The following is a 24,232-nucleotide window of genomic DNA, read 5'->3' on the forward strand; positions in this document are numbered from 1 at the left end:
ACGTTTGGAAAAAGGCATTAGCAAGCGCTAGTGCCTTTTTTGTTTAACGGACAGTTAGCGCAATAATCAGCGGTTACAAGTTGGTAGTGTAAGCAGCAGGTTTTACGCATAAATGTCAGCTTATTGTTTTGATCACTAAAGCGATGTTTACCACATAGCTTTTGCCATGGTTGAAAACGCTTTGCTATAAATTTTATCGATTTGTCTGGCCAGCAAGCGATTAACGCTGCGTGGAAAGTATCACTTTGTAAACGTTTTAATAATCCTTTATTTAGCCTGTATTGCAATGGCAAGTTATTATACCAAGCTTGCTGGTGGTCAAATAAATGATTGGCTGCCAGTTCAATCAAATCTGCATTATTAAAAGAGTCTTGTTGAGCCATGATATTTAAATTAGCCAAACCATAAATATGTGAGCCTGTTACCCGCTGCTTAATATTGACCAGATCAGGAATGCAACCAAGCTGCTCTACACAGGCTACTAATAAGTAAATAACTTGCCAGTTCAGTTGTAAGTAGAGATTGATTGCGACATATCCCTCAGTAACATTTGCTCCTCTTAATTTTATAGCGTTAGCCAAATCGGTTAATTGCTTGCTAGTTAAACATTGACTGCTAAACCATTGTTCATCGATTGTTGGAGTCAAGAACGTCAGCAGTGAGCACTGCTGACGTAAGGCTAACTCAAGCTTATTATGCTGTTGTGTTTGCAAGTGCATATTGCGCCAATGGGTTTTGTAAATCACCTGCATACTGCAAGCTTGAAGCTGGGTCGGTAATATCAACCATTTGTTGATTGTTACGCAGCTGTAAGCGGTTTAAGCAAGACAATGGGAATGACTCAGCAAATAAATCATGCTCAGCAAACTTGTCTTTAAGTGCGGGATGACTAGCCTGATACTGAACAATTGTATCGGCGACGGCTTGCCAAAATTGTTGTTCAGTCAAAAGGCCATCAGTTACTAAAATTGCCGAAAGGTAACGGAAGAAGCAATCGAAAATATCAGTAAAAATAGACAACACGGCAACGCCTTCTGGGATGGTTACCTTAATCCGCTTTATTTCATCATTCAGCTCGATATTACTATTTAATAAGGCAATTTCTTCACCAATGTCTTTAATGAATACGCCTACCGGAACATGATTGTTAAATCGAACGATGAGGTTTTCACCATGTGGCATAAAGACTAAATCATACTGGTAAAAACAATGTAGCAATGGTGTCATATAAGCCTGTAAGTAGTGGGCTAGCCACTTATCAGCACTTAGCCCCGATTTGGCAATTTTAGCACTTACAAATGAACGGCCTTCGCTATCGATATGAAGCAGACTTGCCATAGTAGCAAGGCTTTCATTCTCGTCCATGTATTGAGCAGGATTTTCACGCCAAAGAGCCGCCATCATTTTCTTATAAGGGTTATCGCCAAGTGCTGGATGAGTGTAATACTGCTCATCAAAGCCAAGGGTTGCGACTTCTCTTAAAGGTTGAAACTTCAGAGATTTTAAATAGCTATCTTGGTTTACTAAGTCGAACAACCATTGATTTATTGCCGGAGTTACTTTCATATAGGCGCTCGATAAGCCCCGCATAAAGCCCATATTTAAAATCGATAAGGCGGTTTTAACATAGCATTTGTGCGGTTTGCTGATGTTATACAGGGTACGAATTGATTGCTGCGGTAAATAACTATCTTGTGAGTAGCCTAAACAGACAATATGTTTTTGCGAGATGTGATAGCTATAAACATGGGCTAATTTGTTAAACCATTGCCATGGGTGCATAGGAAATAACAGATAGTCACTTGGCTTTAAACCTTGCTCAGTCAGTGCTTTTTCAAAGCGTAAACGCTCAGCTAAATCAAGCTCATCGGCAATCAAGCTCTCGTATTTATAATCATCGGTACTTTTAAAGGTGGTGTGCTGTTTGTGACACGCAAGCCATATAATTTGAAATGGGTTTGCGGCTTCCGGCGTATATTGGTGAAAATCTTGTGAGTTAAAACCAATCCGGCCATTGTTGGCAATAAAGCTTGGGTGACCCATGGTCATTTGGGTTTCGATCACTTGAAAATCTGCGTCTGCTAATTGCTGAGCGCTATAGCGATTATTTTTAAATTTAAATGCAAAGCCACTGAGTGTGCTCGCGAGTTCTTCGAGATAGGTGCCAAGCATTGATTTATCTATGTTTAATTTGTCATTACACTCAAGCACAAACGCAATAGCATCTAATGGTTGACTGTGATCAAGCGCCATTTTAGTAATGCTATTTGGCTCAACTTGTAGGTGATTAAGCAGCATTGATTCACCTTTAAACTGATAGCTTTGCCCACCCATGGTATGCAACACGTAATGGTTAGGTTTGTCACTGTCGTAGCTAAACAGTCGTTCGTGATAAAACTCACTGAGCATTTTGGCAATCAGTAAACGATTTGCGTATTGCCACGCTTGTTGGTCTAGATGTGAGGTACTGCAAGATGGCGTTGCTTGTTGCACTGCGGGACCTTGCTGTGAAGTGTCGAATCGAGACGAAAGATGCTGTAAGTAATTAAAATGATCTTTTTCTAAACTACCAAGTAATGCGGTTTTCTCACCCAATTTGATAACTTTATGATGGCTGAAACCTGCCTTTAAGTTAAGACGATGAATTTTATGATTGGCTACATCTGGCTCCACAATCACTCGCTCACAGGCGAGGGTATTAAACATAAACTCTAACACCGACTGCATAACAGCAAGACTAAACCCTGCCACAGAGAACTGCTTTGGAGCGAGTAAAATATGCATGCCTAAATCGCCGTTTTTAAGCGCTAGGTGGTTCTCAAGTTTTAGTATGTGTGGTTGGTAAATCTCAATTAAAGCAATCGGTGTTTGGTTTATTTCAAGCAAATAGGCTTGTTGAGCCTCATCTTTATTGAGTGTTGTATAAAATTCTAAAATCTCTTCGGGTGAATGTTCCATTGCTCCCCAAAATTGAGCTTGGGGGTGTTTAAGCCAAGGGGTAATCGTCGTTAGATCGTGTTCAGGGTTTAATGTTCTGATTTTTACATCACCAAGCAAAGCGTGCTTAATATGAGTTTCAGTAATATTTTTCATAGTCGTGTTCTCTTAAAAATTAATAACTGTGAATAGGGTCTGTTGAGGTATGTTTGTTGCGTAAAAAAAGTAGATAAAACAAACATAAAGTGATGGCAAAGCCGACAGAGCCCGTCAGTAATGGGGTGTTTAGTTCAAAGCGAGAGACTAAATCTCCCGCTAAAAATGAGGCGCAGATGACGCCGATATTTTGCATAAAATGAAGCTTGGCAAAGTCGCTTGAGTAAAAGCGTGGTTCGCTCATTGCAAACAGCATGACTTGCAGACGCACGGTCAGTAAAAATAGCCCAATAGCAAATACAACACGGCCGAGCACAAGCCATTGCCAGTGTGAGCTAAGTTGTATAAATAGGCCGATACTGCTTAATATAAGTGCATAGGCGATTGTTTTACTGTGCTTATTGGTTGCAGGTTTGTTTTTGGTTGTAATCAAAATGACAAGCGCAACCCAAGCTGGGATAGCAAACACAGCGCCAGCTAACAGTGCATTGCTGAAACCACTTACTTGTTGCCAAAGTAGCGTAAAGTATGGCGTTGCTAAGAACATGCTGAAGTACACGCCCATAGATATAACCCCTAAGCGAATAATGTAGCCAGGGAAACGCTGCCGTTTTACTGATGATGCGCTTAATTCCCGTGGCTTGTAGCTTACTTTTAATAAGTAAATTAAATATAAGCAGAGCATAACCTGTAAGCAGTCGCCCGCAGCCATTACTAAATATAAAAAGCGTGGCTCAATACTTTGAATGATTAAGCCACCTAATAAAGCACCGCCAATACCGCCAAAGTGTAAAAGCACACTAAATAAAGCAACGACACCGAGGTGCTGTTGTTTTTCTTCGATACTTAGAACAAAGGGGTAAATAAGCAGGTAACTGGCTTTAAATACCAGCATCAGCTGTGATAACAGCCAAAAGCTCCACACGTTTTCGCTGTAAAAGCACGCAACACCCAATAGCCCAGCCATTATTTGGGTGATCACCCATAAATACAGCTCGTGCACGTGCTGCGCTATTTTCGCCCATACAGGAAAAGCACACATCACAGTGATGCAGCAAACAGCGATATAGGCACCAATGTGATTACTTGATTGCAAACCAAATTGGGCACTAAAAAACTGCGGGTAAAAGGGCAAAATCATGGTGTCGCAAACAACAGAAATAATCGTCAGCAGCACCAAGCTTGATTTTAATGCGGGCTGTTTCATGCTATTTGCTTCTGTTTTTCGTTGACAACATCGGGTAAACCAAACTCTTGAAAGGCAATTTGTGTTTCAACAGGGTAGGGTGCATAACCTAAAATTGAGCGCAAAATATGGCTGTTTCGATAGCAGGCCATGCCCAGATCTGGCGTTACAAATCCATGGCTGTGTAGCTCAGCATTTTGTACAAACAACCTTTGTAGCTTGTCGATACTGTAATTCCGCTCAACAGCAAAACACCCGTTATCTAGCCAATTTATTTCGCTCATTAAGCCACTTAGAAAATCGGGTAACTGATAACTAAAGCCTGTTGCCATAATGACCTGATTACTATGCAAGCTAAATTCAGCCTGTTGTTCACTGTGTCTAAAAACTAACTTACTGCCTTGTTTTTTAAGGAGCTCGCTGTTGGTTAGTAACCTTGCGCGGTTCACACCTTGAATATCAAGTTGATAGAGCTGATCATAAATCTGATTAATTAACTCTGAGTTGATGCCTTTGTATAAATTACGTTGCTTGGCTAGTAACTCCTGTTTGGTGGCCTGTTCTAGGTTATAAAAGTAATCAACATACTCAGGAGAAGTCATTTCAAGCGTGAGTTTCGTGTACTCAAGAGGAAAGAAACGCGGCGCTCGCGTTACCCAATTGAGTTGGTAGTTATGCTGTTTAATGTCACACAACAAATCATAAAATACTTCAGCAGCACTTTGCCCTGAGCCAATCACAGTGATGCTCTTGCTATTTACTAACTCATCCCGTTTATACAGATATTCAGTGGCATGGCAGAGCTGTGTATCTTCAGCCTGAACAGCAGGTGGGTAATAAGGTGAGGGACCTGTGCCCAGTACCAAGTGACGACAATAAAGCGTTTTAGTTTGCTTTGCAGATTCAACAGTGAGTACATAGAGCTGCTTTGTTTGATCAAACTGGCTGTGAATGACTTTATGGCCAAACTGTATGTTACTTAATTGGCTTGCTGCCCACTGGCAATACTGGTTGTATTGCTCGCGCAGTAAAAAGAAACTTTCTCGAATATAAAACTGATACAGCTTACCTTGTTGCTTCGCATAGTTTAAAAAGCTGTATGGATTGGTTGGATCTGCCAATGTGACTAAATCCGACATAAATGGTGTTTGTAATGTAACGCCATCGAGCATCAGCCCTGGATGCCAATTAAATTCATCACGTTGTTCTAAAAATAACGAATCAAGTGTTTCAATTGGCTCCGCTAAACATGCCAAACTGAGGTTGAACGGACCAAGACCCACGGCAATTAAATCGTATACTTTATTCATGGCTAGTTTCCTCAACTTTTAGGCGTGCCTTGATGCTGTAGGCGCAGGCTTTAATATCAGCTGCAATACTTTTAATGTCTTCAATCTGTGTGTTTGGATTAAGTAGCGTGAACTTTAAGTAGTTGATACCTCTAAATTTGGTGCGAGCAATGGCACACTCACCTTGTTTGAATAGCTCATCTTTAATTTGATAATTAAGCAGGTTTAATTGCTCATCACTGAGGTTTTTATCGTTAAAGCGAAACACTAAGGTGCTCAATTCAGGTTGGTGAATTAGCTCAAATTCAGGGTCTTGTTTGAGTGCCACATAACTACTACGGGCTAATGCCATAACAGAAGAAAACACTTTGCCAATCTGTTCGTGGCCCATAATGCGTAAAGTTAGCCAAAGTTTTAAGGCATCAAAACGGCGAGTCGTTTGAATGCTTTTATCAACAAGGTTTGGCGCTGCTTGCGGGTTGTCGTTAAACGGATTTAAATAATCAGCATGATGAGTTAAATGTTTAAATTGTTTTTTATCAGCAACAATAAATGCACTGCTGCTGACAGGTTGTAAGAATGATTTGTGGTAATCTAACGTCACTGAGTCAGCCAGTTCAATGCCATTGAGTAAGTGACGGTGATCATCAGCGGCAAGTAGTCCACAGCCATAAGCGGCATCGACATGAAGCCATAAATTATCAGCTTTGCACCGCGTTTTTAGCTTATCGATAGGGTCTATTGAACCAAAGTCAGTTGTGCCTGCGGTGGCAACAAGCGCTATAGGAATATTGCCTTGTGCTTTACACTCATCAATCGCTGCATCAAGTGCGGCTAGGTCCATTTTAAACTCTTTATCAACTGTAACCGGAACAACCGCGTTATAGCCAAGGCCCAGTAAAGCGGCTGACTTTTGAATACTAAAATGGCTGACTTCAGAGCAAAAAATACGGTAGCGATGAGCATCTGGACCTAAACCAAAATCGCGAATAAGGTGCCCTGATAAGCGCTCTGCTGCATGGTCTCTAGCAAGTAACAATGCCATTAAATTAGATTGACTGCCGCCACTTGTGAATATGCCATCGGCAGTAGCACTTAAGCCAATGCGTTCGATACTCCAGTCAATTATCTTTTGCTCAATGAGCGTCCCGCCAGCACTTTGGTCCCAAGTGTCTAACGAAGAATTTATAGCAGTTAATAACTGTTCGGCTATCACCGCAGGGTAAGCAACGGGGCAGTTTAGATGGGCAACATACTTTGGATGATGAAAATAGACAGCATGATCTAAATACAACGATTTTACTTCATTTAGCGCTTGCTCAACGTTATTGAGAGGTTGATTTAGTTCTACTCTGGCTATTTGTTTACTGAGCTCTTTGTGGCAGACGCCAGAATGAACTTGTTTTGCAGAACGCAGCGCTTGATGGATGAGCGACATTGTTTGCATTGAAGCCATCTCATATTTGAGTAAATTATTTTCGTTAAAAATAAACGCATGGGGCTGTTCATCAACGTTTATTGATGAATGAGCATTAAGCACGGGGGCTAATTGATTCACGACTCAATTCCTTCTTGGTTAATTTGAATCGGGATCGTAATGATAGTGATTATCAATATCAATAATAATAAATCATTAATTTACTTTACAATTTAATTACCTTTAATAAGTTGAAAGTGTTTTGTTTTTAAATTTATCTAGTAATAAATAATTGCCATTTAGTCATAAATTATGACTAAGTTAGTCCCTTTTTCAGGTTCTGTTTGACAGCATTTTTTGCTTTTTCGATGAAAATGCTCACAAATAAAAGCAATAAAGCCATCATTTAAAAAAACAATAATAGGTAGGTGAGAGGTTTTAAGAGCTAAGTAAACACACTTTGAGCTGCTATAAAATGCGTAAGCAAAGGGAGGGTTCTGCGAATAGTTATTTTAAGAAAGACTGTGTTACAAATTTGGTGAGTATTAAATTAATTAAAAAAGTTGCCATCGCTCTTAGCGAGAACGGCAACAGGGAACTTTAGTTTATAAAAACACATAAGCAGCGGGGAGCAGCATACCGCCAATGACTAAAACTGAGCGGCTGCCCCATGGGCTATTTTTACCTTTGATCATAAACAAGCCGCTGATCGCTAAAAACAGCAGCAGCCCTGCAAAAATATCAGAAAAAATAACCCACGATTCGTTTGTCTCGTTCAAGTGTAAACGGTTAAATGCTTGAAATACATGACGAGGCTCAATGGCTTCATAGCTTATGATATCTTTATTAAGTTTAAGGCTGAGATTGTTACCGTTTTTTAAAAACACCTTAAACTCTTGCGGCGACACCCAATAAGAGGCCTTTACCGGCTCGCTTACATCAGCATGAGAGATAATTTGTTCAATCAGCAACTCGTCATTATCTAATTGCCAAGTTTCATCGCTCACACTGATTTGCTGGTGGCTTACTTTGTAGTTTGGGTTCCAATCATCTTTGTGGTTCACTGCAATGCCAGAAACCGCAAAGATAATCACTAAACCAACACAAAAATAACCAATATCGCGGTGTAAGTTTCTGTTTAACTTAAACCAGTTGATACTTGATTTATTACTCAATGATTTCAACTCCGCTCGGTACGAGCTGATAAATAGCCATTGCTTCAGTCACTGAATTTGCATCAAAGCTTTCGCCGGCTTGCTGCGCTTTGTGAGCAAGTAACGCTTTAGTGCGGCCAAGGCTAAGCTGAATTTTATCGAGCTTACCAGTTACGATAGCTTTACTGCCTTTAGCCGTCATCGGGAATACCATGTCGCCATCTTCAACTTTGATACGTAAGTTTTCAAAGCGTTTGTCTGATGCGAGCGTCATCCAGCAACCACGTTTTTCGCAAACCCCAGTGATAGTCCCTTCCACGGTAATTGGACTTGCAAGGTAATCGTCTGGTGAGGCCATAACAGTCGAAATTTTAATGAGTTTGTCACTGTCGACTTGATTGCCAAACTGTAAGCTAAAGGCGTGCTGGCTAAAGCTTAAAAGCGCCAATGAGAATACAATAAATGTTTTTGATTTTAGGAACATAGCGGTTGCTTCTTAAAAATAATTTAAGCCTTAGTTTAAGCGATTTACTTGTATGATAAAAGCTTAATGAGATTAAAAATGATTTGTAATTATATCAAACCTAGATCAATTGCTTTTAATGCTGCACGGGTTCTATCACGTACATCTAGCTTTCTGAGAATAAAAGACACTTGATTACGGATAGTCCCTTCAGACTTATAAAGTGCCTCGGCGATTTCACTATTTGAATAGCCTGCAGCGATTAAATTGAGCACTCTAAGCTCGCTTTTACTTAATTTATCAGGAGTTGCTAAAGAAGTATCGGTTGTTTTAGTGGGCTTATTCAAAATTCGCTCGGTGATCGCAGGAGCTAGCGCTGAGCCACCTTTAGCAAGTGTTTCGATGGCGCTGACCAAGCGCTCTAAATTAATATCTTTTAACGCATAACCCTTAGCGCCATAGCGAATACATTCTAGCACTTGTTCACTATCATCAAAGGTCGTGAGTACCAGTACTGGTTGCCTCAGCTGTTGTGCTTGCATACTTTTCAGTACGCCAATACCGTCTAGAATAGGCATGCGAATATCAAGGAGTACAACATCAATAGAATGTTGCTTGAGCATCTCAAGAGCCGTTTGGCCATTGTCAGCCTCAGCCACGACTTGAATACTTGCTTTAAGGGCGAGTAAGCTTTTTAAGCCTTCTCTTAATAATGTTTGGTCATCAACGAGTAATACCCTAATCATTTTTTACGCCAAAGTATGTGGATTAAGTTTATGAGGTAACGTTGCAGCAATCGCAAGCCCATTATTATTTTGTTCAAACTCGATTGCCCCTCGCACTAAAGCTAAGCGCTCTTGCATGCCTGTTAAGCCATTGCCTAAGTTCAGCTTGGGCATTTCGCCGCCGTTATCATAAATAGTGAGATGCACTGAATCAGCTTGGAGGTCTAAGCTTACCGACAGCTCGGTCGCATCACTGTGTTTAATACAATTCGTAATCGCTTCTTGCACAGTATGAAATAACGTTTGTGCCAATAACGTATCACTTATTTTTATATTTTCATCGTAATTGAGTGTGACATTTAAGCCTGTAACATGGCTGCACAGTGAATTAAGCGATGCATGTAAATCAATGGTTTGGTTTTCTCGCATTGACGAGACAGAGTCACGCACATCATTTAATAACAAGCGGGTAATTTGCTGTGCTTTAGTTATGTGTTTTGGTGCTTCATGATTAGCACAGTGATTGGCGACTTCTAAGTGAATACTGAGTCCTGTAAGGTGGTGGCCAAGGGTATCATGTAAATCTCTGGCAATACGAATACGTTCATCGCGAGTTGCGGTGTCGTTTAAAAGCGCTTGAGTTGCTTTCAATTCACGTAATAAATGGGCTGCTTGATCTTTGGCTTTACGCTCAGAAATAAGCCGAGTAGCAAAGCGATAGGCAAAGCTATTGTATAAAGTGAAAGCCAACCCGTTGAGCAATACAAATTGCTTATCAAAGCCATAGTGAAGCGTCAGCGCCATCAAAAAGGGCAGGCAAATGAGTAAATAGAGGCTGGCTTTGTTTGGCTCGTAATCGCTGAATTTAACTAAGAAGATGATCAATAGAATTGCAACAAAGCCAATATTAAATAGCCACATCAATAGCACAACATTAGCGATAGTGAAGTTCAAAATACGGGTTTGATAGTGCTTAAATCGTGATCTGAAAAACTCAAAATAAATTAAAAAAGCAAAAAAGCTTATAAATAACACACTGATCAAAAACGTATTTATTGTACTAAAACTTAGCTGCGCCGACTCTGCTCTTTGCGACCAAGCGTGCAGAGTATAAATAAACACAAACCCCCAGGTGATTGCTGAGAGTATAAAATCGCTTCGATGTAGCAACGTTTGCAAGAGTTTGTTCATACGCTTAGTTTAATCCGCAATTATTCGTTTATGTATATGACAAATGTCACGATTAAATATGTGACATTTGCAGCAAGTCAGTCCTAATGGTGAGGCGTTAAACTGCATTAAAACACCAATATAGGGACATTATCATGACCAAACATGAATTTCTGCGAAATAGTCTTTTTTCTTATCTGTTGATTGTAGCTTATTGTTTAGCAGCATTATTTGTTGATGATGCCAAGGCCGATGAGCAATCACAGCAATGGCAAATGGAGGTCGGTGCTGCACAATTGGCTATTGATACAGCATGGCGAGATCACGATATTCAAACCATGGTCTTGCCATACTTCAACGCCCGAAAAGGCAACTGGCGCATAGGGCCTAAATATGGCTTAGTGCAATATGCCTTTTTACAAGGCGCAGAATTTGAAGCGTCAATGGGGCTTAGTCTCCGAGATGAAACCTACGATAGCAGTTTAATCTTTAGTGATGAGTTGTCGGATGATGAGGTTTTCACTGACTATAAAGACGGCAAAGGTGAGCTAACCTTCAGAACTCAGCTGCAATATAAACAGCTTTTTGTTCGTTTAGCGCAAGATATTTCGAATCACTCCGATGGACTTACGTTTCTTGCCCGCTATAACCTACCGATTTATGGCCAAGGATTAGGGTTACAGCTAAGTGCTGATCTCGGTTTTTATTGGCAAGATAAAAAATACACTCAATACCTGTATGGCATAGCTAATGGCAATATCGCCCCTGAGTTTGGCAGATATGAATATCAGCCAAGTGCAGCCCTTAACCCATTTACCTCGCTAAACCTGACTTATGTTTTTAATGAGCAGTGGTCTGTTTTTACGAGCTTTCGGTATGAGCAACTTGACTCAACTATCAAAAAAAGCCCGCTCGTGGGAGAAACTGCCAAGCAGCAATTCACTGCAACTATAAATTATCGTTTTTAGAAAAAGGGATGAGCAATGAATTATCTACTGAGATTATGCATTTTACTCTTACTAACTGGTTGCAATAGCGCTGAAGAGGAAGTGTTTGACGAAGACGATTTATACCAAGGTGTCTATGAAAGTGACTATTATGTTTATAACTTTAGCGAGTACCCGGTTGATTTTTATATGATGAACCTACGAAACAACACACCAACAAGCGCAATTTATAAGGAGCAGAACTTCCAACAATCAATCGATGGCTACGGTGGTTTTGAAAAGCTTAACTTTAAGCGTTCTGTGGTCGGAAAGGTTGGCTTTGCAGCTTTTTATGATGCTGAAATAAAAGCTCATCTACAAAAGTGGGTTGTTAGTGATATAGCTAATTATGTGATCATTTATATGGATGGCGAAACGCTGAAACTGGCTTTTTTAGCACGCACTGAGGCTGTAGATAGTGGTGATTACCCTGTGGTTAGGCTGGTTAGTTTTATCGGCAATACGAACTACAGCTATAAACTTGCTAATAGTGAATTAACTGAAGCAACAGCAACAGCTTATATACCGTTAACTCATTGCGCTAGTGACTTACAAATTGCCGGTTTTGAATTTGATTTTTGTAACTTAGAGCAGCGTGGTTACTTAATTGTGCTGCTACCTAATGAGCAACTAGCAATCATCAAAGAGTAGTGCTTTATGACAATTTCGTGAATATTGTGATAATGTAACTTTTTATAGTTTCATTGCTATATAATGCCTTTTTTATTTGTATGATAAAGCTGGTTTTGAGCTTGGAGTTAGCATGGTTTCACGTCGAGAATTTTTAGTAGGGGCGGGCACATTAGCCTTTTTAGGATTATCAAAAAGTGCCATAGGTAAAGTGTCGTTAGGTGATTTAAAAACAACGGCTGTGGGCTTTGGTCCGTTAATTCCTGATCCAGATAAATTGCTCGACTTACCCGAGGGCTTTAGTTATCAAGTAGTTTCAAGCCTAAGTGAGAAAATGTCTGATGGGTTTACAGTACCGGACAAAGCTGATGGCATGGGCTGTCTAGCGCTTGGTAATGACCGCGTTGCATTAGTGCGAAACCATGAGCTCAAACCAAAAGATTTAGCGAAAGCTGAAGCAAGTATTGCCAACCATAAAACGCCCCTGGCTTTTGATACTAACAGTGACGGTGTGGCGTTACCGGGTGGCACAAGTCATATCGTTTATAACTTAAAAACCCATCAAAAAGAGCAAGAATACTTGTCATTGGTCGGCACTATTCGTAACTGTTCTGGCGGTATTACGCCATGGGGCACCTGGCTTACGTGCGAAGAAACCACAGATACCAAAGCCGATGGATTTAACCAAGATCATGGTTATATTTTTGAAGTACCCGCAAATAGCAAAGGCTTAATTAAACCTGAGCCATTAAAAGCCATGGGTCGATTTAACCACGAAGCGGCTGCCGTTGATCCGCGTACGGGCATTGTTTATTTAACTGAAGATAAAGGTGATAGCGTCTTTTATCGTTTTATTCCAAATGAATATGGCAAGCTGCATAAAGGCGGGCAATTACAAGCGATGGTGGTAAAAGGTAAGCCACAATTCGATAGCCGTAACTGGAATGATAAAGCCATGGGGCTACATCAAGAGCTTGAGGTTGAGTGGGTCAATCTAGATAACCCTGAAAGCCCGAAAGACGACCTACGCCTACGCGGCTACAAAGAAGGTGCAGCATTGTTTGCTCGCGGTGAAGGTATTCACTGGGGTGATAAAGAGCTTTATTTTTGCTGTACCAATGGTGGTAAAAAACAACTTGGTCAGGTTATGAAATATCAGCCATCAGAATTTGAGGGCACAGATAAAGAAGCACAGCAACCTGGTAAGATCTCGTTGTTTGTAGAAAGTACTAGCAAAACTCTCTACAACTTTGGCGATAACCTAACCGTGTCACCTAATGGTCACTTAATTGTCTGTGAAGACCAATACACCGATGTGGTTGATAATCATCTTCGTGGTGTGACACCCCAAGGCCAAGTTTATAATTTTGCCCGCTTAGTGGCGCAAACTGAGCTGGCTGGTGCCTGTTTTTCACCCGATGGTAGCACTTTGTTTGTGAACGTTTACTCACCTTCAAAAACACTTGCTATAACAGGCCCATGGCATCAATTTAGTGTTTAATTAAAGTCTATTTTAAATAGCCACTGCGAGGTGGCTTTTTTTGTATCACGAAAATTTATGTTCCTCTTTTTATAATCAGCTGTTCTAGTTAGAATCACTTTGTTTCACAGGAAAATAATAATAAAACGAAAATGGAGTTGATATGTCTGTTACTGAGCAGAGTCGAGAGCAAGTTAAAGCAAAACTAGTTAAGCAAAGTCCACTTGCAGCCGCAATCGGCGTAGCGTGCTGGAGTATCCCAATCATTATTTTATGGATCACAGTATTTTCAATTAAAAGTGCTATTGGGCCAGTAATGTTAGTGATTAGCGGCGTACTCGTTGGCCTAGCCGTTCGTATTCATGGGCGTGGCTATGATCGTATCTTTTCAGTTATTTCACTTATTGCATACCTATCTGTAATCGCTGTTGCGCTCAGTTCAGAGGTTTTGATCAGCGGTACATTGTCTTTATCAATTTATGCTTTGTTATTTGCACTTGGCTCTTGGTCAGCAGCATTTATTGCACGTAAGAGCATTCCATTTATTGACCATAAGTTATTTGCTGAGGTGTATGAATCCGGTGAGCTGGCAGGGTATAAAAAAATTAAAAATCATTGGTTGGTAGTATTACCGAGTACCCTAATTGCTACATCATGTTTGAGTTTTGCAGGCGCCGTTGGTGCATTTGCTCACCAGCAGTATTTATTTGTTGAAAAACAGGTGGAGCAAGAGCAACATCAAGCAGCTAAGTTTAGAGCAAAACATATTCCAACAGATGATGAGTTTCTTGCAACCTTGTCTGACAAAAAAGCATTTAGCTATGCTTTTGCCTACTATTCGGGTCGTCACTTTGATGAGCGAGGCGTTTATCAGGGGAATTTTCCACAAGATACATTTAAATCAGAAACTATTTTACGTTATCTGGTTGAACATAAAAATGAACCTAGAGCGCAATTTATTCTGGGAAGAATGCTTGCTTTTGAGCGTGGTGAAGCACTCATGGCAGAGCGGTGATCAGTTCGCTCGGCTATATGATATTTATCAATTCGGTTGCCATATAGATGCAAAGCAAGGACGTACGCTATTGCAAAGCTTTAAAAAACTCGTAACAGAGCAGTCGGTGATCATCGATATTCAGCAAATGCAGAGTAATGATTTTCGTGATTATTGCGACATTCTTGATGACACCGAATTTGATTACCGTTATATCCGTGATTACAAAAGCTAATCCCCAAGGTCACTAATTATTAGTAACGGAAAGTTCTTTGCTGAGCGGGGCTGCCAATCTGCAAACTCAATATTATTCACATTCAGTGTATTGAGTGCTTTTTTTGAGTAGCTCCAGCCTCTGGCTTTTTGTGCCACAGCTGCACGTTTTAGCTCTTTAGATAAACCAATCGTTAGCAAGTCATGATTAACTCCGCGTTTTGCATAAAAGGCTTTTTCACGAGCCATGGCTTTTGCGATTATTTCATCGTATTGAGTGCGCAAAGCCTGCCACTTGGTTGTTTTTTCTGGCTCTTTTAAATGGCTTACCATGGCATCAATATCGCTATCTCGCCAGCGAGCTGAAGCGGCATCGCCGTGCCAACCGACAATGGCGTTCTTAGCTATGGTGGTAGGGTTTCCTGCAAGTAATACGTAATTAGCACACGACGAAAAGCAAAATTGTTTTACATGAACTTTTAAATTATGCGCCAAAATCAATTCGGCGAGATCCATACCTAAATCAATGTTTCCGCCACCACTGGTGATTTGTATGCTGTTTATGTTTTGCTGCTCAGCCAAAAGCTGTGCAACATGTTGATTGTTTTTGGCATTAATTTCGCCTTGATAAATAATGCGCTGCTCGCTCAGTGACACACCGGCAAAACTTAACCAAGGGATGATTAAAAATAGACTAAAAAATACACGTAACATAAAACGCTAACCTTATAAATTGTATGATAATTCTATCATGCTTTTAGGGTTTTTTAGCGGCTTTTTTGGCGCTGACTTTAGCGGCATGTTTAGCTATCCACTTAGTCATTTTTTTCATTAAAGCGGGCGGAAAATCATGGCCCATTCCGGGCACGACTCTTAACTTACTGCGCTTTATTAACAGGGCGGTGTTGATACCCGCAGACAGCGGCATAACAGGATCAGCACTGCCGTGAATTACTAACGTGGGCGCTTTAATCTTTTTTAGTAATTGCTCGCGATAAGGCGTTGCGGCAATGGCTGCAAGCTGACGTTTAAAGCCTGTTTGATTTGTGTGGGCCCGCTCAATATAGCGTTCAGCGTTGGCGTATAAAGCGTGTTCATCTTGTGGGTAGGCTGGGCTGCCAATGAGTTGGTTGAGCCTAACATTGTAATCAATCGCGGCTTCTTTATTACTGCTTCGGGGGCGTATTTTAGCGAGCTTTACTAGCAGGTTAATGTTTGAACCCGAAAACGATAAGGGCGAGCTACTCGACATAATTGAAGTTAAGCTCAGTACACGTTTTTTATACTTTGCCGCGGCAATTTGCGCAATCATGCCACCCATCGACGCCCCCACTAAGTGCGCTTTTTTGATAGCCAGTGCATCCATTAATTCTTTTACATCGCGAGCCATGTCATCGAGCGAATAGGGCAGCTTTGCGCGAATGGGTAATCTGCGGCTAAGCCAATGCTTTACGAGACTCGGCTTGCCTAACTCATCTAACGATGAGGATAGCCCTGCATCACGATTATCAAAACGAATAACCCGAAAGCCTTTTTCGACCAAGCCAAAATATAGCGACTCTGGCCAAACGGTAAATTGAGCACCTAAGCCAATAATTAAGATGATCACCGGCGCATTTTTATCGCCTTCATCTTGATAACTAATACAGATACCGCTGGCTGTAAGGATATGTTCCATAAACTGACAAATAGGCTTACGCAGGTACCATCAGCTTAATGTGTGAAGTTGGCAATTTAGTGACAGTAAGAAAAATAGACAGCATATGACTACATGCTGTCTATTTTCAGGGAGTTTACTTAGAAGTAAGCCGTAACGCCAATCCAGAAGTTACGGCCTTTATCTTTAACGTTGTAGTCGTCTGTGAATGTAACTTCGCTAACTACACCGCGACCTGTTAGGTATTCGTACTCACCATCGCCATTTAGGTCGGTATAGCTAGTACTATATGAGGTGAAATCTTCGTCTAATAGGTTGTTTACACGGGCATTGATTTGCACGTACTCATTTACATAAAACTGCGCACCTAAATTAAGTAGGTTGTAGTTTTTGTAATACAGCGCTTTATCGTGCACGTTATCCCAACCGCGGTAACGGTCTGAACGATATACACCTTGTAGGTATAAGTTCATAAAGTCTGTCGCTTCCCAGTTTAGGGTAAGGTTTGCCATGTGCTCAGCTGAGTTAGTTAATGGTTGACCTTGTTCAGGACCGCTCTTTTGTTCGCTATCAGTCCAGGTGTAGTTACCGTTAACAGACACTGTTTTAGTGATTGTGTATTGACCAGCAATTTCAACACCTTGAAGGTCTACTTCGTCGATATTGATCTTTTGGCTGTAGCTATCGTAGCCAAGCTGATCGTATTGACCTAGGTTCACACATGGACGTACGTCGTTAGTTTGCTCACAACTTAAAATTGTATCGCCGCTGGCAATTTTGTCTTCAAACTTGGTGTTGTAGTAAGTCACGTTAATGTTGTGATCGCCATCAAGTGAAGTCCAGTAAAGTGCAACTTCTGAGTTAACACTGGTTTCTGGTTCTAATTCAGGGTTACCTGCAAATGGGCTTGTGCCTTGGCCACCAAATCCGGTGATCCCGTCATAAAGGTCAGTTGTTTTTGGTGTTTTGTAACCTGTACTTACACCACCTTTTAAGGTCCAAGTGTCAGATAAGTTATATACGCCGTAAACACGAGGTGATACTTGGCTACCAAATACATCGTGGTCATCGTAACGAGCACCAAGTGTAAAGGTGAAGTTATCAGTTGCCATCCAGTTATCTTCGGCAAAGATTGAGTACATGTTTTGCTCTTGTACTTTGCCAGCTTGATCACTTTCAAGACCAAATACACCGTCTTTTAATTCACCGTCGATAAGCTGGCCACCAACTGCTAGGTTATGGCTACCAAAGCGCCCCTCGATTGGAATATCAAAACGTAAGTCATAGGTATATTGGCTGCTTTCAAGTGGGCGAGCAGGGCGTGGTAAGAATGTTTCTTCAGCTAAGTCTTTACGTGCTTGCTCGTCCATTCCTTCGTATTCGCCAGTACCATCGTACATGGCTTGCAGCTCTAATCGCTCGCTTACACTCAGTGGTAAAGTACGGCCATTGTTTTGCGTATCAACATAAGACACAGAGGCTTTTACCGTTGCCCAGTCAAGCTCGCCATCGTAGCTGAGTGACCACCATTCACGGTCAAACTTTTGGTCTGCGGCGTAACCTGCGCGCGGGTTTACTTGGCCGCGGCGATCTTGCCAAATTGACTCAATGTTATCTTTAGTACCAAGTGGGTAAGTAATTGTGCCTGACTCAATGTCGTAGCTTGGTGTGTTGTCGTACACTTGGCTTGAATTGTCATAATCAAAACGTAAATGATGAGATTCAAACGGGGTATAAGTTAACGTAAAACCATACTGCTCATTTGTGTTATCAACGGTACGACCGCCACTGCCAAAGCCTAATGAACGAGTATGTACAACACCATTAGGATCGGTCGCTGGTTCAAAAGTTGGCGATGATGCTTGTTGTTCGTAAACACTGCCGCGCACACCTAAACTTAATACGTCTTTAATTAGCGGGCCCATCACACTAAAGTCAGTGGTAATGTCATCACCAAAATCATCGTTTTGCTGTAGTGAACGGCTAAAAGATACTGCACCACTCCAGCTGTCAGTGTGCTTTTTAGTGATGATATTGATTACACCACCCAGCGCATCTGCACCATAAAGTGTTGATGCAGGACCGCGAATTACTTCAACTCGCTCAATCGCATCAACCGGTGGTACGTGGTTAAACGCGTTGCCACCAAAATTGTTTGGGTAAATGTCGCCATGGTTATTTTGGCGTTTACCATCAATTAGTAACAGGGTGTATTCACCTGTTAAACCACGCATACTCACACTGCCTTGGCCCGTTTTATCACGAGTTGTGCCAATGTCGATACCTTCTAAATACTGCACAGCATCAAGTACTGAGGTGAAGGCATGAGATTTAATATCTTCATTGGTGATAATTGAAATACTTGCAGGTGCTTCGGTAACTTTTTGCTCAAAACCTGTTGCAGTGATTACTAAGCGTTCCATATCTTGTTTCGGCTTAGCGTCATCAGCAAAGGCTGAAAAATGTGTTGCTATGGCAAGTGCCAGTAAGCTTGGTTTTATTGATTTCATTGTAGGGTTCCAGTTCTTTTTGTAGGTTATCCCTTTGAGGGACGCTGCGTATAGTACAGAAATGAAAAATACAATCAATAATTATTCTTATTTAGATTAATCTTTTTCAAGTTGCATTTACAGTTGTTACAACTTTTTTCTATTTATGTTTTTGTTGATTAGTAAAATAAGATGATTAAAGCGAAGTCAATTTACAATCTTAAAGCCTGTTAATGTATAGTGCTTCCATCATCACCATAAAAATTAAAATAATGAATTCAGACATCTCTTTAGCGCGCTTTAAGCAGTTTCCTGTGCTTATGTGGATCTTCTTATTTGGCTCGTTTATTACCCGTGGCAGCTATTACATGGTATGGCCATTTCTCGCGGTGATTTTGTACGAAAAGTTTGCTTTATCGGCAACAGAAGTCGGCTTGGTACTTACCAGTGCTGCGGTGATTTCGGTGTTTACCAGTTTTATTGGCAGTAGCCTATCCGATAAAGTGGGCCGGCATACGCTGATGTACATTACCGGCGTGCTGTATATCATTTCTTTCTCGCTGTTGGCTGAGGTAGAAACCGTGGCCGGTTATGTGATTGTGATGACCTTATGCTCGATTGCGACTGCGCTTTGGCGACCATTAACCAGTGCGGCAATTGGCGATATTATTGATGATGCACAAACTCGTGAGCTGGCCATGCAGTCGCTGTACTTTATTGTTAATGTGGGCTGTGCGGTGGGCCCATTAGCTGGGGTATGGCTAGGTTTAACCGGTGAGCAGTCGAGCTTTTATATTACCGCAGGGGCATTTGCTATTTTATTAGTGCTGCTTGTTTGGGGCTTTAATTTTAGTGATAAAGCCGCCAAAAGTACTGCCGCAATCGACGAGCCTGAAGAGAAAAAACCAGCTGTACAAGGCAAGCAAATCTTACGTATTCTATTTGCAGATAAGCTGCTGCAGTGTTTAATTTTAGCCAATATTATGTGCATGTTTATTTATGCGCAAATGGATAGTTCACTCATACAATACCTAACTCGTGCAGAGGCACCCGACCTACTTGCATTGATTTCAGCGCTGATATTTACCAATGCGTTAGTGATCATTTCAAGTCAATTTCTGCTGTTAAAAATGATGGCGCGATTTAGCCTAACGGTGCGCATTCAAATTGGCTTGGTGCTATTGATGGTGTCGCAGTTTTGGCTAGCACTTAATCCAATCGATTTATTCTGGGGCTGGATTGGTGCGATAGTGGTGATGAGTTTGGCCGAAACCATTTTGTTTCCGACGATGAACGTTCACCTTGATAGGTTGGCGCCTTCACATCTTCGTGGTGCCTACTTTGGCGCAGCTTCGTTTTATGATTTAGGGTTTGCTTTAGCGCCACTAGGAGGTGGTTTAATTTTAGACTATTATGATGGCCCAACGTTATTTTTCGCAGCGGGAGGGCTTTGCATTGTGGTGATTTATTTATACGCCATACTCGAAAAGTTACCCAGACCCGATTTTGCAAACCCAAGCTCGTAACCTTTAAATAGCCCCTTCATGGGGCTTTTTATGGTTTAAACAATTAATGACAGCGATATCAATTTACGTATTTTTTCCGAGATATTAGTTTGTAGTATCGGCTTATAATGTTAAAAAATTGTTTACCATACCGATAAGAACTCAATGAACGCACCTTACTCTTTGTGCAAACGCTCGCTATTATGCTCGGCTGTATTGCTAACACTTGCTGCTTGTGGCGGCTCAGGCTCAGATGAAAAACAAACAACAACCCCTCCTGTAACCGAAACACCACAAAATCAAGCGCCGCAAATCAGTGGTCAATCACAGACTTTACGTGTTGGTGAAACCTTAAGCTTTAGTCCTGAAGTCTCTGATCCAGATAATGACCCTCTTACTTTGTCTGTAACAAACTTACCAAGTTGGCTAAGTTTTAATGAAGCCTCAGCAAGTATCAGTGGCACGCCAGAGCAAGCAGGTAAGTATGCAAACATTGAGTTTACGGTCACTGATGGGCAGCTGTCTGCCCAGCTTTTGATTGATATTAATGTAGAAGCCAAGCTTGTCGAAAATACGCCGCCAACGCTCACGTCTACACCATCGGATAGCAATGAAGGCCAAGCTTATACTTACCAGCTAACATTTACTGATGCACAAAATGACACTGTGGTAATAAGTGAAGTTAGTAAACCTGATTGGCTTAGCTTTGATGCGACTAACCTCAGTTTTAGCGGCACGCCCTTGTTTGCGAATACGGGCGAACAGCAAATTCGTTTTCGTTATTCAGATGGCAAAGTGACGCAGCAGGCAGAGCAAACATTTAACATCGCTGCCAGAGCAAACTTAGCGCCGGTGGTTTCTCCACTGAGTAGTGAAGTGCGTGCTGAGCAGGCATTGAGTGTGCAGTTAGTCAGCAACGATGCAGACAACGATGATGTGAGCTTAACCGTAACAGGTTTACCAACGTGGCTAAGTTTTGATGAGCAAACTAGCATCTTATCAGGCACCGCGAGTAATGAAGAACTTGGTGAACATAAATTCACAATCACAGCCTCTGATTCACGTACAGAGACTAGCTTCGAGTTTGTGTTAAACATTACTCAAAGTTATGTGGCCGAGGCACTCGAAGCGGGTAATGCGCTGGTTGTGCCAAACAGCGAATTACTTCTTGATGCGACACTTAATGAAATTGATACCCACAAAGCGCGCTTTCAAAGCATTAAAAATAGCTTATTTGGGTTTGGCTCAAGCTCCACCCTTGATGAATTAAGCTGGTATCCAACTTGGGATGCAACGCTATTAAATGCCACGTATCCATTCAATGAGCCGCTACTACTTACCAACAATAGTTGGCAAGATGGCTACGAGACAAAAATTAGAAATCTTGCTGTAGTCGGGACTAGTGATGGTGAGCAAGGCCGTTACTTGGTATTTGGTAGTAATCCTTATCGAAATACCATTAACGAGCAAATGACTCAGTTTTTGAAAAACAGCACCACATGGTTAGCTGGCAGAGAAATAACCGCAGAGCAGCCACTCAAACTTGTATTAGCACAACTAGATCAAAGCTATTACTTTCAAGATAGGATCAAAACGCGAGAGTGGTTTGATAGTCAATATGAAGGCATGGTGAGCTATAACGACAATGCAAGTTGTGACAACGACGCTTTAGCAGCGTGTTTAACATCTGACACGGATATCCTGATTATCTCTCAGCATGAGCGTGAAGGATTAAATATTGATAATGTTGTGGCTGCAGTAAAGCAAGCGCAAGCAAATGATATTGCAGTGATCTATATTCAGCGTGATGGTAGTCAAACGGCACTAGGTAAAGCGCTATTTGAATTACTCCATGTGAGCGTTGCAGGTGATAACTACTGGCACCGGTTAGAATTGGCAAATTGGAACCCAATTGCTATCAACGACAGCTTGCCAACTGATGCGCAAACTATTAAAGACTTACTTAGCCGCTTTAAAAGCAGCGAATTTAGTGTTGATTTAAGTGCTTGCGATAATCGAAGCTGTCCAGCTGAAAGCCAATATCAGCAACAGTTTAGTGATGCGGCAACGATCATTAATTCGGTGTTTAGAGGTTTTGACCAAGCTAAAACAGATATCTTTACTGAGCAAGGCTATCGCTTTTATCAGTTACTGGCGCTGCTTGCAGATCATTATCGCCAAGTAGTGAGCTTCCCGATGGATAAACTAAGCACCGATAATACAAGCTTCTTTCGTGCCCTGTTTACTGATCATGCGGTATTAAATATACGTAAAGTTAACCCACTTCAAGTTGATATGGGGAATTTCAGCCGTAGTGATTTTAGTCATGTAACACCTAAAACCGTCACCGTGAATATGCAGAGTAAGGCGTATTTTCGCTCAACGGGTGTGTATGCCTTGCCGGGGCAAACGTTTGCTATAAAACGCACCGATAATCAAGCAGTGAATACCAAGGTGTTTGTTAATACTCTGCGCGATGGCGCAACACATTATATGAGCAGCAATGGCTATAATCGACCCGCTAAATTGCAGTCGGTTCATGTCCCTATAGAGACAAATGAAACGGTCTATTTTACGTCACCTTATGGTGGGCCAATTCAAATTGAGTTTGATCAAAATGATTTAGATGTCAGCTTTGAATTTAGCAATGTAGGTGAGCACCCGTATTGGCGTAGCAGCAGTGATGATGAGCGCTTTGCTGAGTTGCTTGAAAAGGGTGACTATGATTGGGCTGAGGTCGCAACCGGTGGCTTTGAAGTGCATTCAAAGCTCGAGAAAATGCGTATTTCAATTAACGATGGTTATTGGCCTGTAGCGTCTGACTTCGCCCATGCAGTAGAGCGTTATACCCATAACTATCCGCATGTACTTGCTGGTTTCAAAGGGCTGGGCATCGATGTGGTTAGCGAAATTCATGACTTTGCGAGTGAACGCAATATTGAAGTACAAACAATTGATATTGTAAAACATATGAATGCAGACCAACCGACCTGTGGTTGGGGCTGTTCGGGCAATCCGTATGACGCAGGTTGGAATTTTAATCCAACAGGGCATGGCGATATCCATGAGTTAGGGCATGGTCTTGAGAAAGGGCGCTTCCGTATCGAAGGGTTTGGTGGCCATTCAAATACCAACTTTTACTCCTACTACAGTAAGTCGAAGTTTGAAGATGAAACCGGCTTTTCGGCATCGTGCCAAAACTTGCCATTCGAGAACTTGTTCGATCATTTACAAGCCAGTAAACAAAGCGCAGACGCATTTGCTTATATGCAAGATTTGGCGATGTCAGAGTGGTCGCAAAGTCACGCTATTTATTTACAAATTATGATGGCCGCACAGGCACACAATAAGCTTGAAAACGGCTGGCATTTATACCCTCGCTTACACATTTTGGAGCGTGCGTTTAATCTAGCTGATAACAGCGAGACTAATTGGCAGGCACAAAAAGATACACTTGGCTTTTCAAGCTACAGCTTGTCAGAGGCACAAAGCATAGGCAACAATGATTGGCTCCTAATCGCAGTTTCAGAAGCAACCGAGCTCGATTTGAGCAACTACTTCAGCATGTGGGGCATGGCAACGTCAGACAAAGCAAAACAGCAGGTTAAAGCGAAAAACTACACGGTATTAGGTGATGTTTACTATGCCTCATCTGCCACCGGCTATTGTACGACGTTAAATCAAACAGAAGTTGCAATTGATGGGACGCAAAGCTGGCCTGAATAATACACCGCGTTGTTAAGTTGATTGGTATTCGTATTTAAAACGCCAGCGAAATATT

The 24,232-nt window shown here is 41.5% G+C and carries 19 protein-coding genes; 7 read left to right on the forward strand and 12 right to left on the reverse strand.

Going from position 1 to position 24,232, the window contains the following annotated elements; genetic code table 11:
* Positions 1 to 17 precede the first annotated feature (17 nt).
* From CWC02_RS18205 to CWC02_RS18245, 9 genes are all read right to left on the reverse strand, one after another.
* Positions 18 to 719: a (2Fe-2S)-binding protein gene (locus tag CWC02_RS18205; protein WP_171043867.1), complete on the reverse strand. Its 702-nt coding sequence runs from the start codon at positions 717 to 719 to the stop codon at positions 18 to 20.
* Positions 694 to 3,093: a GNAT family N-acetyltransferase gene (locus CWC02_RS18210; RefSeq protein WP_138619676.1), complete on the reverse strand. Its 2,400-nt coding sequence runs from the start codon at positions 3,091 to 3,093 to the stop codon at positions 694 to 696. The genes CWC02_RS18205 and CWC02_RS18210 overlap by 26 nt, the downstream gene beginning before the upstream one ends.
* A 19-nt stretch (positions 3,094 to 3,112) precedes the next feature.
* Complete coding sequence (locus CWC02_RS18215) at positions 3,113 to 4,300, reverse strand: MFS transporter (RefSeq protein WP_138619677.1); 1,188 nt, start codon at positions 4,298 to 4,300, stop codon at positions 3,113 to 3,115.
* Entirely contained in the window at positions 4,297 to 5,589 is a 1,293-nt protein-coding gene (locus CWC02_RS18220) for a lysine N(6)-hydroxylase/L-ornithine N(5)-oxygenase family protein (RefSeq protein WP_138619678.1), read from the reverse strand. The genes CWC02_RS18215 and CWC02_RS18220 overlap by 4 nt, the downstream gene beginning before the upstream one ends.
* A complete protein-coding gene (locus tag CWC02_RS18225) occupies positions 5,582 to 7,126 on the reverse strand; it encodes a pyridoxal phosphate-dependent decarboxylase family protein (RefSeq protein ID WP_206004100.1) in 1,545 nt (514 codons plus the stop codon). The genes CWC02_RS18220 and CWC02_RS18225 overlap by 8 nt, the downstream gene beginning before the upstream one ends.
* A 464-nt stretch (positions 7,127 to 7,590) precedes the next feature.
* Positions 7,591 to 8,160: a PepSY-associated TM helix domain-containing protein gene (locus CWC02_RS18230; protein WP_054551864.1), complete on the reverse strand. Its 570-nt coding sequence runs from the start codon at positions 8,158 to 8,160 to the stop codon at positions 7,591 to 7,593.
* The gene (locus CWC02_RS18235; protein WP_138619679.1) at positions 8,153 to 8,623 is read right to left on the reverse strand and encodes a DUF4920 domain-containing protein; all 471 of its coding nucleotides are present in this window, start codon (positions 8,621 to 8,623) and stop codon (positions 8,153 to 8,155) included. Before CWC02_RS18235 ends, CWC02_RS18230 begins: the two co-directional genes overlap by 8 nt.
* 89 nt (positions 8,624 to 8,712) lie before the next feature.
* Complete coding sequence (locus CWC02_RS18240) at positions 8,713 to 9,348, reverse strand: response regulator (protein ID WP_054551862.1); 636 nt, start codon at positions 9,346 to 9,348, stop codon at positions 8,713 to 8,715.
* A gap of 3 nt (positions 9,349 to 9,351) precedes the next feature.
* A complete protein-coding gene (locus tag CWC02_RS18245; RefSeq protein ID WP_171043868.1) occupies positions 9,352 to 10,449 on the reverse strand; it encodes a sensor histidine kinase in 1,098 nt (365 codons plus the stop codon).
* Positions 10,450 to 10,652: 203 nt separating this feature from the next.
* On the opposite strand from CWC02_RS18245, the gene CWC02_RS18250 reads away from it, so the two are divergent.
* The 5 genes from CWC02_RS18250 (at position 10,653) to CWC02_RS21000 (ending at position 14,822) form a co-directional block, all read left to right on the forward strand.
* Positions 10,653 to 11,465, forward strand: coding sequence for a MipA/OmpV family protein (locus CWC02_RS18250; RefSeq protein ID WP_138619681.1), 813 nt, complete (start codon positions 10,653 to 10,655; stop codon positions 11,463 to 11,465).
* A 15-nt stretch (positions 11,466 to 11,480) separates the two neighbouring features.
* Complete coding sequence (locus tag CWC02_RS18255) at positions 11,481 to 12,134, forward strand: hypothetical protein (RefSeq protein WP_054551859.1); 654 nt, start codon at positions 11,481 to 11,483, stop codon at positions 12,132 to 12,134.
* A 112-nt stretch (positions 12,135 to 12,246) separates the two neighbouring features.
* Positions 12,247 to 13,614: an alkaline phosphatase PhoX gene (locus tag CWC02_RS18260; RefSeq protein WP_138619682.1), complete on the forward strand. Its 1,368-nt coding sequence runs from the start codon at positions 12,247 to 12,249 to the stop codon at positions 13,612 to 13,614.
* Between the two features lie 142 nt (positions 13,615 to 13,756).
* Entirely contained in the window at positions 13,757 to 14,608 is an 852-nt protein-coding gene (locus CWC02_RS18265; RefSeq protein ID WP_249364136.1) for a hypothetical protein, read from the forward strand.
* Positions 14,583 to 14,822, forward strand: coding sequence for a hypothetical protein (locus CWC02_RS21000; RefSeq protein ID WP_249364137.1), 240 nt, complete (start codon positions 14,583 to 14,585; stop codon positions 14,820 to 14,822). The genes CWC02_RS18265 and CWC02_RS21000 overlap by 26 nt, the downstream gene beginning before the upstream one ends.
* Here CWC02_RS21000 and CWC02_RS18270 read toward each other — a convergent pair.
* The 3 genes from CWC02_RS18270 to CWC02_RS18280 all read right to left on the reverse strand — a co-directional run bounded on the left by CWC02_RS18270 (position 14,819) and on the right by CWC02_RS18280 (position 18,967).
* Positions 14,819 to 15,514, reverse strand: coding sequence for an ATP-dependent Clp protease proteolytic subunit (locus tag CWC02_RS18270; RefSeq protein WP_138619683.1), 696 nt, complete (start codon positions 15,512 to 15,514; stop codon positions 14,819 to 14,821). The two genes, CWC02_RS21000 and CWC02_RS18270, sit on opposite strands and share 4 nt — an antisense overlap.
* 43 nt (positions 15,515 to 15,557) lie before the next feature.
* Positions 15,558 to 16,478 (reverse strand): alpha/beta fold hydrolase, encoded by a 921-nt coding sequence (locus CWC02_RS18275; RefSeq protein ID WP_054551855.1) that lies wholly within the window; start codon positions 16,476 to 16,478, stop codon positions 15,558 to 15,560.
* Between the two features lie 119 nt (positions 16,479 to 16,597).
* Positions 16,598 to 18,967, reverse strand: a complete 2,370-nt coding sequence (locus CWC02_RS18280; RefSeq protein ID WP_138619684.1) for a TonB-dependent receptor domain-containing protein — start codon at positions 18,965 to 18,967, stop codon at positions 16,598 to 16,600.
* A gap of 251 nt (positions 18,968 to 19,218) precedes the next feature.
* Between CWC02_RS18280 and CWC02_RS18285 the strand changes: the two genes are divergently transcribed.
* Positions 19,219 to 20,472, forward strand: coding sequence for an MFS transporter (locus CWC02_RS18285; RefSeq protein WP_138619685.1), 1,254 nt, complete (start codon positions 19,219 to 19,221; stop codon positions 20,470 to 20,472).
* Positions 20,473 to 20,616: 144 nt separating this feature from the next.
* Positions 20,617 to 24,177, forward strand: coding sequence for an ImpA family metalloprotease (locus CWC02_RS18290; RefSeq protein WP_138619686.1), 3,561 nt, complete (start codon positions 20,617 to 20,619; stop codon positions 24,175 to 24,177).
* Positions 24,178 to 24,232 lie beyond the last annotated feature (55 nt).

The sequence above is a fragment of the Pseudoalteromonas sp. S2721 genome (assembly GCF_005887425.1).
GTDB classification, from domain to species: domain Bacteria; phylum Pseudomonadota; class Gammaproteobacteria; order Enterobacterales; family Alteromonadaceae; genus Pseudoalteromonas; species Pseudoalteromonas simplex.